A 16,553-nucleotide genomic window follows, 5' to 3' on the forward strand; every position below is an offset into this window, starting at 1 on the left:
TGAATCCAATATTGGGGCGGTTCATTTAACATTGAAAATATGACTAAACTGTTTAGGATTTCAATTGTTCGAGGATGGAAAGCCCAATAGTCTCACTTTTACAAATTAACCTGTGTTTTGCATTTGTTCCTTGGGATCTATTCTCTTGTTATCAAAATAGTGACTCATGCGCCACTTACTCGATGAGTTTCTGCTCGACATTGTTTGAGGGTAATTTTTAAATTCATGTGGATACGTCAGGCTTTGTCCGTTGTCGCTTTGTTGATTGAGCCAATGAGTGCACAACAACGAGATCTCTAGCTTCAACAGTATTAAGGATAAAGTCGAATTGTCATTTATCGACGATACAAGATAATTTTTTGATTCGCCCAGTGCAATCTACCTCGAAAACGTTTTTGTTCGGTAACCTTGCTTTGATCAGTCGGTGTACAACCGAGCTCTCTGTTTATACCTATTGTCCAGTGGTCACTTATTGAGCCGTTATTAAAGCTTTGCGAATGTTGATTTTTCAATAGTCGCTTGAGTCAGTGCTTATATTAAGTGAAATGCTAGTTTTTGGAGTATCAAGCAATTAATTAGCAGGATCTTACTAACAAAACATACGCAAAAACTGCAAAACTAAACCCTCGAAAGACTCTCAATCTAAGCGCTATTAATCAAGGCTGGGTAAATCAGATACAGCCTATGAACAATTACTTAAAGGTGATGTTAACTACCGTTTTGTGAGCGTGAGCTCAACAGTCTCAGCCAAAATTTTAACTTGTCCGGAGAATAACCATGGATATACATACTGAAACGACCAAGATTACTACTGAACAAGATATGCCTAATGAAGGACGTCGCAATATGATGAAGATGACTGGTGCAGGTATTGTTGCGCTAGGGGTTGCCTCGCTAACCACTGGCCAAGCTTTTGCTCAATCATCAATTGCACTAACCGATGAGTGGGACAAAAAATTTGCTAAAAGTGACAAGGTCGATCATAAAAAAGTCACTTTCAAAAACCGCTATGGCATAACCCTTGCCGCTGATCTTTATCAGCCGAAAAACAGCACTGGCAAGCTGCCTGCTATCGTCGTAGGTGGCCCTTTTGGTGCGGTGAAAGAGCAATCATCGGGTCTGTATGCGCAAATAATGGCAAAACAAGGCTTTGTCACCCTTGCTTTTGACCCCTCATACACAGGTGAAAGTGGCGGCGAACCTCGCAATATTGCCTCGCCAGACATCAATACGGAAGACTTTAGCGCTGCGGTAGATTGTATTGGTATGCAAGCCAATGTGGATCGTGAACGCATCGGGATGATCGGCATTTGTGGTTGGGGCGGTATGGCATTAAATGCCGTCGCGGTCGATAAACGTGTTAAAGCCGTTGTAGCAAGCACTATGTATGATATGACGCGTGTTATGTCAAAAGGCTATAACGACAGTGTTACCCTAGAACAACGCACACAAACTCTAGAGCAACTGAGTCAGCAACGTTGGCAAGATGCAGAGAAAGGCACACCAGCCTATCAGCCGTCTTACAACGTGTTAAAAGGCGGCGAATCGCAATTTATGCTCGACTATCATGATTATTACATGACACCACGAGGCTACCATCCACGTGCGGTCAACTCAGGTAACGCTTGGTCACAGACGACGCCATTGTCGTTCATGAACATGCCTTTATTGACCTATATTTCTGAGATTTCTCCTCGTCCGGTGTTGTTTATCCATGGTGAAAAAGCCCACTCGCTCTACATGGCTAAAACAGCCTATGAGAATGCGTCTGAACCAAAAGAGTTGATGGTTATTCCAGGCGCAAGCCATGTTGATTTATATGATCAAGTGGATGTCATTCCGTTCGAGAAGCTCACAAGCTTCTTCAAGCAACACCTCGCTTAATAAATAGTGGGGTATTTGAAGTGAGATGAGAAGGGCACAAGGTAAACCTTTTGCCCTATTAACTAATGAAGTCAATCCGCATCATGTTTAATGCCCACACTTACGATTTAGTTAACTAAGCAGTATTTCCTAAACCATGTGGGCTATTTGAGCACGCATAGCACTTTTGTAAAACCGAGGCGTAACTAAAAAATCTATGAAATCCACTACATCTGATACCTATGATGGAACACCCTCTGATACGGCAAATACTACCGCTCACTGGAGTGGCGTTTTTGCAATGTCTTTATGCGTATTCACGCTTATCGCCTTCGAATTTATGCCAGTTAGCCTGCTAACTCCCATTGCCAGCGACTTACAGATCACTGAAGGAATGGCTGGCCAAGGTATTGCAATATCCGGCGCCTTTGCCGTGCTAACCAGCTTATTACTTCCTACGCTGATCGGCACCATGGACCGCAAAAAGTTAATGTTAATATTAACTGTTTTGATGGGGATCTCTGGAACCATTGTAGCGCTGGCTCCAAACTACCTAACTTATATGCTTGGTCGCGGAGTCCTAGGCGTAGTCATTGGCGGATTCTGGTCAATGTCAGCTGCGATGGCTATTCGATTAGTGCCGCCTAATAAAGTCCCTAAAGCATTGGCTGTTTTCAATGGAGGTAATGCGTTAGCAACGGTTATCGCTGCGCCATTGGGCAGTTATTTAGGCTCTTTTATAGGCTGGCGTGGTACCTTTTTAGTGCTTATTCCTATCGCGCTCATTACCTTGATATGGCAATGGCAGGCATTACCTGCAATGAAAACTGAGGTGAGCTCTTCAGGTTCCAAGAATATTCTTAAGGCACTTAAAAATCGTGCTGTTGCCTATGGCATGGCTGGATGCGGTGCTTTCTTTATGGGGCAGTTTGCATTATTTACTTACCTGAGACCCTTCCTTGAAACTGTCACCCATACCAGCGTATCTACATTATCTCTGCTGTTGCTTACCATTGGATTTTCAGGGCTTATCGGCACGTTAATCATTAGTACAATCTTAAAACGCACTTTATATGGTTTGCTTGTCGGCATTCCTGCTTTTATGGCGATGATTGCCGTCGCACTGATCCCCTTCGGCAACAATGTACTCATTGTCGCAATACTACTTGCACTGTGGGGACTGGTTGCAACCGCGGCACCTGTTGCGTGGTGGACTTGGCTTGCGCAAGCGATGCCAAATAATGCTGAAGCCGGTGGCGGTTTGATGGTGGCAGTAGCGCAATTATCTATTGCCCTAGGCTCTACTGTCGGAGGAATACTTTTCGATGCAGATGGCTACCAAAGCACTTTTATTGCAAGCGCAGCAGTATTACTCATTGGCGCTTTTCTGGCGTTTCAAGCCTATCGCACACGAGTACACTAAAATATATCCGTCTATTCAAACAATAAAATTTACGAGGCCGCTATTATGAATAACCCTGTTGCTGTCAACATACATAAGGTCAACACCTTATTCATAATAGCGCCTCATCAGCGCTTAGCATTCATCAAACCAATTGGGCTATTAGTACTGTTTTTTTTAACACTCGGTAGCAGCTATGCAACTGAGTTAACGGCAAGTCCTATCGCAACTAAACACACAGCCATTAAACTGGAGAGTTCGCATATGTGGATAACCATAGGAGATCATCGTTTCAAAGCAACCTTAGCCAACACCAGCGCAGCACGTGAATTTGCTGCCATGCTACCACTGACTCTCGACATGGACGATCTTAACAGTAACGAAAAGCATGCCGAGTTACCAAAATCATTATCAACTGATCCGTATCAACCTGTGACGATCAACAATGGCGATCTGATGCTGTGGGGCTCTCGCACTATGGTTGTATTCTACAAGAAGGTTAATACCTCATACTCATACACGCGTATTGGGCATATCGATGATACTTCAGGCTTGTCGCAACAATTAGGACAAGGTGATGTCACGCTGATATTTACAAAATCGGCCAACTAGTTTCAATGCTTTTCTGTCGGTTTTATCTTTCAATACACACAACATTTCGTTAATACAAGAATCGCAACCGGTTTTTTGGCGAAACAAGTGTAACGTCTGTAAATAATAAACCAATGATGAACATCCACTTTAAACTCACTCGGCACCAGTTTAAGCATATTCAGTTCAACTTGATCGACATTTTACCTGAGGCGAATTTGTTAAGCCGCCTAGTTGGGTGGTGTGGAATGACGACAAAAGATAGTTTGAGTTTGAGCCTCACAATAAAACCATGATTTTTGAAAATTGAGCTGTTTAAAAAGGCTATGGTGTAAAAATCGCTGAGTTAATTAATGGTTAGTTTGGTGCTGGGACTGTTCACTATAATTGGGTGCATGTTTATAAAGCAGTAAAGCGCCGAGTACTGATTGGTAAGCTCAATGCCAAAGTAGGGGCGGGATTACGTTCTTGAAGACAACTACCCGCCATTGATGAATAAAGCTGAGGTTAATTATTTAGTTGCTGACGGGTCTAAGCGCGGCGCCACTAAAGACTCACAAAAGTTTGTTGGCATATTATCTGGTATTGATGTGTTTAAGTGTCGCAGTTACGGTAAGTCGCTAGGCTCTCATAGTATTTAACGTAATAAATGTATTGATAAAGTGAAACGTAGTCATTGAGGCTTTATATATTGCTAAGTCACCACCAAAATCAGCATTGCCTATATTAGAGCGTGTATTCTTATGAGCTGCCCAACCAAACATGAGAGTTTACGTCGGCGGGCTAGCAGTCCTACCTGCATAAAAATTCACCTTCTTGCGCAGGGTATTGGCCAGAGAACCATGTATTTTCACTTTTTGCTCAATATTTTACATCTGGTTTATTATCGTTTTGGTCGGAATAAATAATTGCTTGTCCATTTTCAAATCTTACCCAATCAGGTACTTCAAAGTTAAGTGGTTTATTAGCCGTATATAGGGCAATTACTGCATCTGCGTCATACCGACTTGTTAACAATATTCAATAGTTATTAGTTTGTTTATTGAAAAATACTCCAGGATCACGAAAACAAAGTCGCTATAAGATCCTGTACCAATCAAGGGGTAGTCAATATCAATCACTCGAACAAAACTGAGCATTTATAGCCAAACAGACACAGACTATTTATGTGTTACTAAACGGCGCCATGGCGATTTATTGCCGGTTAAGGGTAAGCATTACTATAATTTAGGTTATTCCACAAACGTCTATAACACTGTTTTTGCTCTATATTACTTCTTATTGGCGCTTGGTTATCAACTTTGTCTTAATAAATCACCACAGCAAGGGATTGATTTTGCATGTGCGGTTGGGGCTATGTGAGCTCAATGTCACGGAGCAACTTCAACGTTATCTCATCAGCAGATTAATGAGTTTATCTAACCGCACAGATTGACTATCTTGGTAATAAAATAAATAGAATTATACATAAAGTTTGCAATATATGTTGAAACTTAGTTTCTTTGATGTTAAAAAGACAACGTTGTTTAAATCAGCAAAAGCTACTTCGAATTTGAATAAATATTCTAATATGTAGACTTTGATAACTAGCCTAAAAACAAAAAAAGACAACGTTGTTAATTTGTAGTGAGTAATATCAACATTAATTAATTTGATCAATTGGGGACACACATAATGCAAAGGTTTCGTAAAAAGCCACTTACTGCGAGCGTAAGTGCTGTATTAATAGGCTTGCTCTTGCCATACAGTTCTTTAGCAGCTCAACAAGAACAAGTACAAGAGCCTCCTGAGGATGACGATATAGAAGTTATCGAAGTGTCTTATGGATATGGCAGTGTTAAAAAAAAGGACCTAACAGGTGCTGTAAGTTCTGTTAAGTTAGACGATGTAGTTGATATGCCTTCGGGTAATATAATGCAAAACTTGCAGGGGAGAGTACCTGGCTTACAAATTTCAACTAATGGTTCACCGGAGTCTACTGCAACGGTAAGGATACGTGGCCAAGGTTTAGGGCCATTAGGCAATAATGACCCTCTATATGTTATTGATGGTATTCCTACTAAGTCAGGAATGCATGAACTTAATAGCCATGATATTGCTGATATTCAGGTTTTACGAGACGCAGCCGCTGCTAGTATATTTGGTGCACGTTCTGGTAATGGCGTGATAGTCATTACAACGAAAAAAGGTCATGAGGGACTTGATTTTAATTTCTCTGCTAACCAATCTCAAGATGACTATAGCTATGATCTAAATCCGCTTAATACCCAACAACGTGGACAAGCTGTATGGCAAGCTGCTGTTAATGATGGTTCAAATCCAAATTCAGCCAGTTCGCTATATCGTTATGATTGGAATGGTGACTTCAGTAACCCCCAATTAAACGCGGTGATCTTACCTACTTATACCGATCCTCAACAAGTGCAGCGTCCTGCAGACACTAATTGGTTTGATGAGGTAACCCGTACAGCTAAAGTTAGTGACCTTAACATTTCTTTATCAGGAGGTTCAGAAAATGCCTCTATTTATACTTCTTTAGGCTATTTCAATTCTGAAGGTGTTGTTGATGGTTCGGAATTTGAACGAATTAGTTTTCGAGTTAATTCTGATTACCAATTAACCGACAAATTAAAAATAGGCGAAAACTTCACTGTTACTAATCAAGAGTCAAATCTCATCAATGCGAGAGCTAGTGAAATTCTAGGGCTGGCAATAGAGCAACAATCTATTGTGCCCGTTTACAATGATGAAGGCGGCTGGGGTGGCCCTGTTCCTGGTGTCACGGACCGCGATAATCCAGTTAGAATAATCGAAATGAACCGCGATAATGTCAGTCGGTTTAATAAACTAATGGGTAATATCTTTTTTGAATATGAATTAATTGATGGGTTAACGCTAAAAAGTACTGTTGGACTTGATTACGGACAATACTACTTCAGAAACTATACTCGTGCTTTTCAAGCTGGCTCATTAAACTACGGAGATCAACTTTCAGTTACTGAAAACTGGAATAGTAGTTTTAGTTGGACAAACACTGCAGAGTATAAATTAGATGTTGGTGATAATCACAGTTTTACCTTTTTAGCCGGTACAGAACAAATAGATTATGAGTATGAAGGGGCTGTTGGTTTTGGTTCAGGTTTTGCCTCTGATGATCGTGATTATGCTCATTTATCACAAGCAACTGGAGACGTACGTGTTGAAGGTGATGGCGATAAGTGGACACTCGATTCTTACTTTGCTCGTATGGATTATAACTTTGATGATCGCTACCTCGCTGGGCTCACTATTCGTCGCGATGGTTCATCTCGGTTTGGTAGTAATAATAGTTACGGTAATTTTCCAGCTGCTTCAGCGGGATGGGTCATTAGCAACGAATCATTTTATGACTTCGAGTTTTTAAGCACCTTAAAAGTACGAGCTAGTTGGGGTAAAACGGGTAACCAAGAAATTCCTACAGATGCAACATATACAACGTATTTAAGTCGTTATGCAACACAGTCTTTATTCACTGATCAGCAAGATGAAGGCACCGCTTATGATATCGGCGGCGCTAATGGCGGCACCTTACCTTCAGGTTTTGTCAAAGCTCAAACAGGTAATGATGATCTAAAGTGGGAAACTTCAACGCAAAAAAATATCGGCATTGATTTTGGTATGCATTACGACACGATTTACGGCAGCATTGATTGGTTTGAAAAAACCACTGAAGATATCTTAACTCTTACCAACCCTATTGCGACGCTAGGTGAAGGCGCTCAGCAGTGGGTTAATGGTGGCACAATAGAAAACTCAGGTTTCGAATTTATAATTGGCTACGCAGATTACCTTTCATTCGATAGCCTAGATGATGATATTGATGTTGATATAAGCTTCAATGTTTCTTCCGCTAAAAATAAAGTTGTTTCCCTTCCAAAAGATGTTGTTAACTCCTTTGGCGGCAATGGCGCTGATAAGACAATTGTTGGCCATTCTATTAATTCAGTTTATGGCTACGTTGCCGACGGTTTATTTCAAGATCAAGGTGAAATCGATGCTCACGCTGTTCAATCAGGTGCTGGCTTAGGAAGAGTTCGTTGGCAGGATCTTGATGGCAATGGTGTTATTAATGAAAACGACCAAACATTTTTTGCCGATACAGATCCTGATTTTATCTATGGCATGAATATGAACTTCAAATACAAAAGCTGGGATTTCACTATGTTCTGGCAAGGTGTTAAAGGCGGTCAAATTCGAAATGGTTGGCGTGGATTCACAGACTTTACATCACTCAACATAGGTTCTAACTATGGCGATCGTGTTCTTAATGCTTGGTCAAGCAGCAATACTGATACCGATGTTCCTGCGTTAACTGCAATTGATAACAATGGTGAAGGTCGTCAATCAAGCTTATTTTGGGAAGAGGGTACCTATCTTAAATTGCGCAATTTATCTATAGGGTATACCCCCGATGAACAGTGGTTAAGTCACTACGGTATAAGTTCTGCACGAATTTATTTTCAGGGAAGTAACTTATTGACCATTACGCCATCAGGGACGTTAACTCAGGATCCTGAAACTCCAAACGGAACCTTCCCAAATCCTAAACGTTTCACGTTAGGCGTGAACCTCACTTTTTGATTTATTAAAACAAAAACGATACGAGCACTTATTATGAATAAAATAAAAACGCTATTTTCAGCAACTACATTTGCTCTTTTTTTAGCTTCGTGTGGTGGTTCTGATCTTGATGTTGCACCTTCAGGGGTATTGACCGAAGAACAAGTTTCTAACAGTAAAAATGTAGATGCGTTGATCATCGCAGCCTACTCATATCTAGGTAACGATCATTATACCGCGCCTAACTTTTTATGGCCGACGGGGAATTTACGCGCAGGAGACGCCCATAAAGGCGGTAATGGACCTGGTGATATTTTTGCTTATCATGCTTTGTCTTTATATCAGCCAGTAGTGCCTGATATGGAGTCATTCCCGCCAGATTTGATTGATTTGAACAACAAAAAATGGGTACGTAATTACACCGGTATTTCAAGAGTCAACTCAGCATTAGCGGTAATCGCAAATGCGCCAGATGCAATTGAAGACAGTGCTGCAAAACAATCCGAACTGCGGTTTATTCGCAGTATTTTCTACTTTGATTTAAAAATACATCATAAACATATCCCGTGGATTGATGAAACAATGACACAAGATCAGATACTTCTCACGACTAATAGTGATCTGAGCGATCAGGAGTTATGGGATAAAATTGCTGCTGATTTTGAGTTTGCTGCCAATCATTTACCACAAACTCAAAAAGATGTCGGGCGCGCTTCAGCGTTATCAGCTAAGGCATATTTAGCTAAAACATTGCTCTACCAGGCTTATGAGCAGAATGAGTTACATCAAGTTATCAATATTAATAAAGATAAACTTGTAAAAGTGGTCGCTCTTGTTAATGAAATTGAACAGGCGGGCGTATATGGCTTATTTGATGATTACGCGAATAACTTTTTGTTTGAAAGTGAAAATGGCAAAGAATCAGTATTCGCTATTCAGCGTTCTTTAAATGACGGTTCGCCAGATGGACGTGGAAGCTGGCCTAGTGCATTAAATGCCCCATTGGCTGGAGGCTTTGGTTGCTGTGGTTTCCATGTACCAACAGAAAATTTTGTCAATGCGTTTAAAACAGATCAACAAGGCTTACCGTTATTTGACACTTTTAACGACTTTAACTACGACAAGGTGACCGATGCAGTTGATCCTCGCCTAGATCACACTGTGGCGATGGAAGGTAAACCATTTAAATATGACGAGAATTTGATCCACGGCGGTGATAGTTGGGCTCGAGCTCCGGGGATATATGGCAACTTTACAGCGATGAAGGATCTTGAACACCCAGATTGTAGTTGTCGTGGTCAGAATGGACCATTTCCTATCTTTTCATTAAATACACCGCTCATTCGTTACGCTGATGTATTACTTTGGAAAGCAGAAGCGTTAATTGAGTTAGATAGGTATGACGAAGCATTGCCAATCATTAATCGCATTCGTGAGCGCGCTAAAAATAGCACCGGTAAATTACACAACGCCAGTATTTATAATATTGGCTCATATACAAGTTTTGTTTCTAAAGAGCAAGCAAGAGAGGCATTGCGCTTTGAGCGACGTTTAGAATTAGGGCTTGAAGGACATCGCTTTTTTGACTTAGTGCGTTGGGGAATAGCGAAAGAAACGATTGATAGTTATTTAGCAATTGAAGCGTTACGCAAACCTTATTTGGCCGATGCTGTTTTCACTAAAGGTCGTGATGAGTATTTACCTATTCCGAATCAGCAAATGATTTTAAGTGGTGGGTTGTATACACAAAACCCAGGTTATTAATAGCGGTTGCTTGTATACACAAACTCAGGTGATTAATAGCGAGTTTTATACACAAAACTCAGGTTACTAATTAATGGTGGGTTTCGGCCCACCTTTTAAATTTAACGTGTTAAGAGTGATTATGAAAAAAATTATTTACTGGTCAGCGACTGTTGCAGTTGCTGGATTTTTATTCGGTTTTGATACTGCGGTTATATCCGGTGCTGATAAACCTATTCAAGCATTATGGAATACGAGTTCGTTATTTCATGGTCTTTTTATTATGTCTTCGGCTTTATGGGGAACACTACTGGGTGCATTAACCGGTAATTACCCATGCGATAAGTGGGGGAGAAAACCGACATTGATTTTAGTCGGGGTGTTATTTTTTATTTCGGCACTTGGCTCCGCCATGGCTCCTGAAGTTTACAGCTTTGCTTTATTGCGATTTATTGGCGGTGTGGGAGTGGGGATTTCTTCAATTGTTGTACCTGCCTATATTTCTGAGATTGCTCCAGCTAAGTTCCGTGGCCGTTTGGTTGCGCTTTATCAGTTCCAAATTGTATTTGGTATCTTAGTCGCGTTTGTTTCTAATTTTTTAATTGCAGGTACATCCTCAATTGATTGGCGTTTAATGTTAGGTGTGGAGGCAATACCTGCCTTAGCTTATTTGTTAATGATCATTAAGGCACCTGAAAGCCCACGTTGGTTAGTGCAAAAGAAAAATCAGAGAACCAAAGCGCGTTCCATTTTAGTTACCTTAGGTGAAGAAGATCCAGACCAAGTATTAAATGAAATTGAGCGCGACAAGTTACACAACAGTCAATCAAAGCTATTTGGTGGTAGTTACAATAAGGCCATATTATTTGCATTTTTATTTGCCGCATTTAATCAATTATCTGGTATTAACTTTATTATTTATTATGCCCCGCGTGTATTTGAACTTGCTGGTTTGGATGTAAATCAATCATTACTTTCAGGCGCTGGGATCGGTGTGGTTAACTTATGTTTTACCATGCTAGGTTTATCCTTGATTGATAAGTATGGTCGCCGTGCGCTGATGTATATAGGCTCAATTGGCTATGTTATTTCTCTTTCGGTGGTGGCGTGGGCGTTTAGTACGGATTCTGGCGGCTTAACGGTCGTAGCATTTGTATTTGTGTTTATTGCTGCTCATGCAATAGGCCAAGGTACCGTTATTTGGGTCTTCATTGCAGAAATATTTCCTAATAAAGTACGTTCAAAAGGTCAGTCTTTGGGCTCCGGTACGCATTGGTTTTTTGCCGCAGCAATCACTTTACTTATGCCATTTTTCTTAGAGCGCTTTAGTGCCACTGAAGTATTCACTTTCTTTACGTTAATGATGTTAGGGCAGTTAATTTTTGTTGCGTGGTTTATGCCAGAAACAAAAGGACGGTCTTTAGAAGCAATTTCATTAGATACCAATAATAAGCATGGAGCATTAGATGCGAACCGTTAATTTAGTGTTAATTTCATCATTTTTGGCAGCATGTAGCATGACAAATCAAACTGAAAAAACTGCCCTTGAGGGTGTAGATAAACCTAGCAAAGAGGTGTTTCGTCCCGCTTTTCATTTTACCCCTAAAAAGCATTGGATGAATGATCCTAACGGTATGGTTTATTACCAAGGTGAATATCATCTGTTTTACCAGCATAATCCTGATTCATCTGTATGGGGGCCAATGCATTGGGGACATGCAATTAGTAAAGATATGGTTCATTGGCAGCATCAAGACATTAAGCTGTTTCCTGATGAGCACGGTACTATCTTCTCCGGTAGTGCGGTGGTTGATTGGCAAAATAGTAGCGGCTTTGGCACTAAAGAAAATCCACCATTAGTGGCTATATTTACATATCACGATGATAAAAAGGCTGCACTGGGGGCGATTGATTTTCAAACCCAAGGTATAGCATATAGCACCGATAAAGGCCGTACATGGAAAAAATACGCTAATAATCCGGTATTAAAAAACCCTGGGATCCGCGATTTTCGTGATCCTAAAGTAAGTTGGCATGAGGATACCCAGCAGTGGGTTATGGTATTGGCTCAAGATGATCATATTGGCTTTTACAGCTCAAAAGATTTAAAAACATGGCATTTTGAAAGTAACTTTGGCGCCGATTGGGGTAGTCACGCAGGTGTATGGGAGTGTCCAGACCTTATTCGCGTGCGTATTGAAGGCACAGATGAATATAAATATGTTTTATTAGTGAGCATCAACCCAGGCGCCCCAAATGGCGGCTCTGGTACACAATACTTTGTCGGCGATTTCGACGGTGAAAAATTTGTACTTGATAGTGATTATCAAAAAATGCTTACTGCAACGCCAGCCGTTTTCCCCCAAGGACTTGATTTTTCTAATTTCAAGAGTGGTTTAAAAAATTGGCAAGTATCTGGTGATGCATTCCATATAGTTAATGATCAACCAGCAAATACGATTGCCAGTTCTTTTAAAGGTTCTTATAAGGCAATTGGCACATTAACCTCAACATCATTTGCGATCGATCATGATTTCATTAACTTTAAGATTGCAGGCGGAAAGCATCACAATAGTACCGCAATACAGTTGTTAGTTAATGGCGAGATTGTTAAAACCGCAAGCGGAAATAATACCGGTACTATGACAGAGCGTTCATGGAACGTGAGTCAATTAAAAGGCCAGCAAGCTTATATTAAAGTGGTCGACAATGAACGAGGTGATTGGGGGCATATAAAAATCGCTGATATCGTATTTTCTGATAATGCAGCAAATGAAAGATACGAACCTTCAATATGGTTAGACTACGGCACAGATAATTATGCAGGTGTCACTTTTTCTGATGTCAAAGACGGTAGACACTTATTTATGGGGTGGATGAGTAACTGGCAATACGCAAACCAAGTACCCACTGAAGTATGGCGCAGTGCAATGACGATTCCCAGAGAATTAACCTTATTGCAAACAGCAAGTGGCGTGCGTTTAGCATCTCAGCCTATTAAAGAACTCGATAGTTTATTGAGTAACACACAACAAAAGGCAAGCCTAACTGGCGCAAATAGCTATGAGTTAGATGAGCTTTTTACTGTTGAACCTGGGCAATTTAAGGTGAGCTTTAGTTTATCAAACGCTGAGCAAGTTACTGATATCGTGCTTAGCTCTGATACGGGTGAATACACTAAGCTGCAGCTAAACCCAGCTCAAGGGCAACTTGTACTTGATCGCAGACAATCAGGTTTAAAAGACTTTGAAGATGGTTTTGCATCTTTACAAACAGCCCCATTACAAAAGGGCCTTGAGTATTACGATGTTGAGATATGGGTAGATAAAGCGTCGGTAGAAGTGTTTGTAAATAAAGGGGTTAGCTCTATGACCTCGATTGTTTTTCCAACCTCTCCTTACAATAAAATACAAGTAAGTGCTGAGCAGCTTTTGTCGCTTAGTGACGTTAAGTTAAATAATATAGCAATAGAAAAATAACTTCCAAAATGACTCTATATTATTATAGAGTCATTAATCTTTCTCCAAGGCTATGCGATATATGAGTAGCAACTATCGACTCTTAAGTGTCATTTTGTTTGTTTATTTTATGGCATGGTCTTTTTCTTTTTCATTATTTCCTATTTGGCTTAGTCAAGAAGTAGGCCTCAATAGTGCTAAAGTCGGGATTATCTTTAGTATTAATTCCATCATGGCTTTACTCGTGATGCCTTGCTACGGCATTTTGCAAGATAAACTCGGTTTACAAAAAACACTGCTTTACTTCATTGCATTTTTCATTATGTTGATTGGCCCGTTTGTTAGTTATGTATACGCGCCACTACTACAAACGCAGTTTTATCTGGCTGCTATTTTAGGCGGTGCCGTTTTTTCATGTGCATTTTTAGCTGGAGTAGGGACGCTTGAAAGTTATATTGATAAACAAAGTCGCTCGACGAACTTTGAATTTGGTAAAGCTCGAATGTGGGGGTCACTAGGTTGGGCCATGGCAAGCTACTTTGCAGGTCTTTCGTTTAATTTATCCCCTAGTTTAAATTATTGGTTATCAAGCATTGCGGCGGTTTGCTTAATAGGTTTTTTAGCCTTTGTTAAGGTCGCACAAAATCAGAGTGAAATAGCGCCTTCTCGAACTTTTACTCCTGTAAAACAGCTTAAAGCCTTTTTTAAAATCGCAGGACTGTGGCGGTTAAGTGTGTTTGTGATCGGTGTTAGTTGTATTTATGCGGTATTTGATCAGCAATTTGCTATTTATTACACCTCTTTTTTTGACACCCCAGAGCAAGGTCGAGAAATTTTTGGCTATTTAACTTCAGCGCAAGTTATCCTTGAAGCGGTTATTTTGTATTTAGCTGTAAAATGGGTGAATTATTTGGGCGTTAAAAATTCGTTGCTGTTAAGTGGTGTATTGATGGCGATACGAATATATTGCTCGGGGGTTGTTAGTGATCCTATCAGCATTAGTTTATTGAAATTGTTACACGCAATTGAATTACCGCTGATGCTGATTGCGTTATTTAAATATATAAATATGCATTTTGACGCTCGCTATTCAGCGATGATCTATATAATTGGCTTTCAATTTACTACGCAATTGGTGGCATCAATGTTAGCCGTCGGGGTAGGCGTTGTATATGATCATGTAGGCTTTGCGTTAGCCTATCAATATTTGGGTTTGGTTATCTGTGTGTTTATCGTATTATCGTTTTTTGCATTAAAAACAGATGTTATTAAAACGAATTGCGAGCAATCAATTTAAACGGTAAGTGGTGGTGAACAATATCAGTGCGCTGCTCTATAAGATACTCCATTGCCCAACGTCCCATCGCATGATGTGGTAGTGCCATCGTAGTTAAATTCGGTTGTAATAATTCTGGAATACTGCCCCAATCATCAAAACTTGCAATACCAATGTCCTTACCAACTACCATTCCTTTATCATGCACAACAAAATAAATTTCCAGCGCCATGGGATCTTGCCCGCAAATAATAGCATCAGGTTTAAACTCGTCTATCACTCGCGCTGCAGATTCTCTCGAGGTAGAAATATCACTACCATCGGCTTGACAAAAAATAACCGATTCAATGAGTAAATCATCGAGCGGTAAGCCGTGCTTTTTAAATGAATTTATAACGCCTTGTTTGCGACCTTTGGCAGCAATTATATGCTCATTTAAGTTTAAGAAAGCAATTCGGCGATAGCCTTTACGTATTAATGCATCGGTAATATCTTCACCGGCTTGTTGCTCATCAGGTACTACGCAAGGAAAGTTATTTGAAGCAGGGAAGCAGTTAGCTAAAATAGTTGGGATTTTTTTTAGTTCATCAGCGATTACAACTTGGCGATGATACATTGCAGAATAGATAACACCCTCTACGCGATACTCTAAAAGGCTTTCGATAGCTCTGTCTATACTCGCTTGGGTTTCGTTAACATTGAGGATCAACAGTTCTTTATTTTTCTGCCAAGCAATTTCTTGGGCACCACGAATAATATCGAAAGTATAAGGAACACTAAGCAGTTCATCAGCAATAATTGCGTAAATGTTTGATTTTTTACGTCGCGTTAAGCTTGCCGCACGATTAGGGCGATAATCTAATTCTTTTATTGCTTTAAGAACCTTCTCGCGGTTAATCTTTTTGACTGTTGGATCATTATTGACCACTCGCGATACTGTTTTGAATGAGACACCTGCGTGGACAGCCACTTGCTTAATTGTAACCATACTAGAATAAGACCCTCTCTGAGTCATTAGAGTATAACAGCTGATTAGATTTTATTTATGTGTTTTTATAATAGTTTTATTACAAATATAAGCAGTAACTATAAATCTTGGCTTACTGTAGCCAAATTTTTTATTGCTAAATCAGATGATTTTTGACCACAAACATCTGGAGAATATACAGCGTTATTGAGTAAGCAAAAAGGTAAACTTACTCAACAGACAAGCTTTAAATTGAAACCTTGGGAATATAGAGTGTATGTTCAGTGATATTAATAAGCTAAGCGAAAATTTTATACATTAAATAGTCACATAATGGTGCTCAAACGAGTGCTAATTATTATAGTTACTCGTTTGAGTGCCAATGTAATGAAGAAAATAAAGGAAAAGAGGCTTGAATTTATCTATTACCGAAAATCTATACCTTAATTTTAGGGCAACAAAAACTTAAAAGCCGCAGAAAAAGAATCCAAGGATCTCACTACTCTGTTTTATCCTTAAATTCACACAGGTCTTCGATAATACAGGAGCCGCAACGGGGTTTTCTGGCTAAGCAAGTGTACCGTCCGTGAAGAATAAACCAATGATGAACATCCACTTTAAACTCATTCGGCACCACTTTAAGCATATTCAGTT

Annotated in this window: 9 protein-coding genes and 2 pseudogenes; 8 read left to right on the forward strand and 3 right to left on the reverse strand. The window is 40.0% G+C overall.

Features of this window, described 5'->3' with window-relative positions:
- Nucleotides 1-777 precede the first annotated feature (777 nt).
- The 3 genes from H5123_RS15700 to H5123_RS20530 all read left to right on the forward strand — a co-directional run bounded on the left by H5123_RS15700 (nucleotide 778) and on the right by H5123_RS20530 (nucleotide 3,877).
- Entirely contained in the window at nucleotides 778-1,884 is a 1,107-nt protein-coding gene (locus H5123_RS15700) for an alpha/beta hydrolase (RefSeq protein WP_182698575.1), read from the forward strand.
- A 196-nt stretch (nucleotides 1,885-2,080) separates the two neighbouring features.
- On the forward strand, nucleotides 2,081-3,286 hold the full coding sequence (locus H5123_RS15705) for an MFS transporter (RefSeq protein WP_182698576.1): 1,206 nt from the start codon (nucleotides 2,081-2,083) through the stop codon (nucleotides 3,284-3,286).
- A 45-nt stretch (nucleotides 3,287-3,331) separates the two neighbouring features.
- A complete protein-coding gene (locus tag H5123_RS20530; protein WP_220487664.1) occupies nucleotides 3,332-3,877 on the forward strand; it encodes a cyclophilin-like fold protein in 546 nt (181 codons plus the stop codon).
- Here H5123_RS20530 and H5123_RS20685 read toward each other — a convergent pair.
- A pseudogene (locus H5123_RS20685) lies at nucleotides 3,830-4,059 on the reverse strand (hypothetical protein); the annotation flags it as partial. The gene H5123_RS20530 and the pseudogene H5123_RS20685 sit on opposite strands and share 48 nt — an antisense overlap.
- A gap of 1,471 nt (nucleotides 4,060-5,530) precedes the next feature.
- Here H5123_RS20685 and H5123_RS15720 point away from each other — a divergent pair.
- The 5 genes from H5123_RS15720 to H5123_RS15740 all read left to right on the forward strand — a co-directional run bounded on the left by H5123_RS15720 (nucleotide 5,531) and on the right by H5123_RS15740 (nucleotide 14,953).
- Nucleotides 5,531-8,476 (forward strand): SusC/RagA family TonB-linked outer membrane protein, encoded by a 2,946-nt coding sequence (locus H5123_RS15720; RefSeq protein WP_182698578.1) that lies wholly within the window; start codon nucleotides 5,531-5,533, stop codon nucleotides 8,474-8,476.
- A 33-nt stretch (nucleotides 8,477-8,509) separates the two neighbouring features.
- Nucleotides 8,510-10,219, forward strand: coding sequence for a RagB/SusD family nutrient uptake outer membrane protein (locus H5123_RS15725; protein ID WP_182698579.1), 1,710 nt, complete (start codon nucleotides 8,510-8,512; stop codon nucleotides 10,217-10,219).
- A gap of 121 nt (nucleotides 10,220-10,340) precedes the next feature.
- Nucleotides 10,341-11,678: a sugar porter family MFS transporter gene (locus tag H5123_RS15730; protein ID WP_182698580.1), complete on the forward strand. Its 1,338-nt coding sequence runs from the start codon at nucleotides 10,341-10,343 to the stop codon at nucleotides 11,676-11,678.
- Nucleotides 11,665-13,677 carry a glycoside hydrolase family 32 protein gene (locus H5123_RS15735; RefSeq protein WP_182698581.1) on the forward strand — a complete coding sequence of 671 codons (2,013 nt, stop codon included), beginning with the start codon at nucleotides 11,665-11,667 and terminating at the stop codon, nucleotides 13,675-13,677. Before H5123_RS15730 ends, H5123_RS15735 begins: the two co-directional genes overlap by 14 nt.
- Before the next feature lie 61 nt (nucleotides 13,678-13,738).
- On the forward strand, nucleotides 13,739-14,953 hold the full coding sequence (locus tag H5123_RS15740; RefSeq protein WP_182698582.1) for an oligosaccharide MFS transporter: 1,215 nt from the start codon (nucleotides 13,739-13,741) through the stop codon (nucleotides 14,951-14,953).
- Here H5123_RS15740 and H5123_RS15745 read toward each other — a convergent pair.
- Both H5123_RS15745 and H5123_RS15750 read right to left on the reverse strand, forming a co-directional pair.
- Complete coding sequence (locus H5123_RS15745; protein WP_182698583.1) at nucleotides 14,925-15,920, reverse strand: LacI family DNA-binding transcriptional regulator; 996 nt, start codon at nucleotides 15,918-15,920, stop codon at nucleotides 14,925-14,927. The genes H5123_RS15740 and H5123_RS15745 overlap by 29 nt on opposite strands.
- A gap of 478 nt (nucleotides 15,921-16,398) precedes the next feature.
- Nucleotides 16,399-16,553, reverse strand: a pseudogene (locus tag H5123_RS15750) (endonuclease III); the annotation flags it as partial.

Origin of the sequence: Shewanella sp. SR43-4, from assembly GCF_014163845.1 — a bacterium.
GTDB classification, from domain to species: Bacteria; Pseudomonadota; Gammaproteobacteria; order Enterobacterales; family Shewanellaceae; genus Shewanella; species Shewanella vesiculosa.

What these genes read in the sequence shown, in the direction of transcription:
- H5123_RS15700 (WP_182698575.1), top strand. Translation starts at nt 778, where the DNA reads ATGGATATACATACTGAAACGACCAAGATTACTACTGAACAAGATATG.
- H5123_RS15705 (WP_182698576.1), top strand. Translation starts at nt 2,081, where the DNA reads ATGAAATCCACTACATCTGATACCTATGATGGAACACCCTCTGATACG.
- H5123_RS20530 (WP_220487664.1), top strand. Translation starts at nt 3,332, where the DNA reads ATGAATAACCCTGTTGCTGTCAACATACATAAGGTCAACACCTTATTC.
- H5123_RS15720 (WP_182698578.1), top strand. Translation starts at nt 5,531, where the DNA reads ATGCAAAGGTTTCGTAAAAAGCCACTTACTGCGAGCGTAAGTGCTGTA.
- H5123_RS15725 (WP_182698579.1), top strand. Translation starts at nt 8,510, where the DNA reads ATGAATAAAATAAAAACGCTATTTTCAGCAACTACATTTGCTCTTTTT.
- H5123_RS15730 (WP_182698580.1), top strand. Translation starts at nt 10,341, where the DNA reads ATGAAAAAAATTATTTACTGGTCAGCGACTGTTGCAGTTGCTGGATTT.
- H5123_RS15735 (WP_182698581.1), top strand. Translation starts at nt 11,665, where the DNA reads ATGCGAACCGTTAATTTAGTGTTAATTTCATCATTTTTGGCAGCATGT.
- H5123_RS15740 (WP_182698582.1), top strand. Translation starts at nt 13,739, where the DNA reads ATGAGTAGCAACTATCGACTCTTAAGTGTCATTTTGTTTGTTTATTTT.
- H5123_RS15745 (WP_182698583.1), bottom strand. Translation starts at nt 15,920, where the DNA reads ATGGTTACAATTAAGCAAGTGGCTGTCCACGCAGGTGTCTCATTCAAA.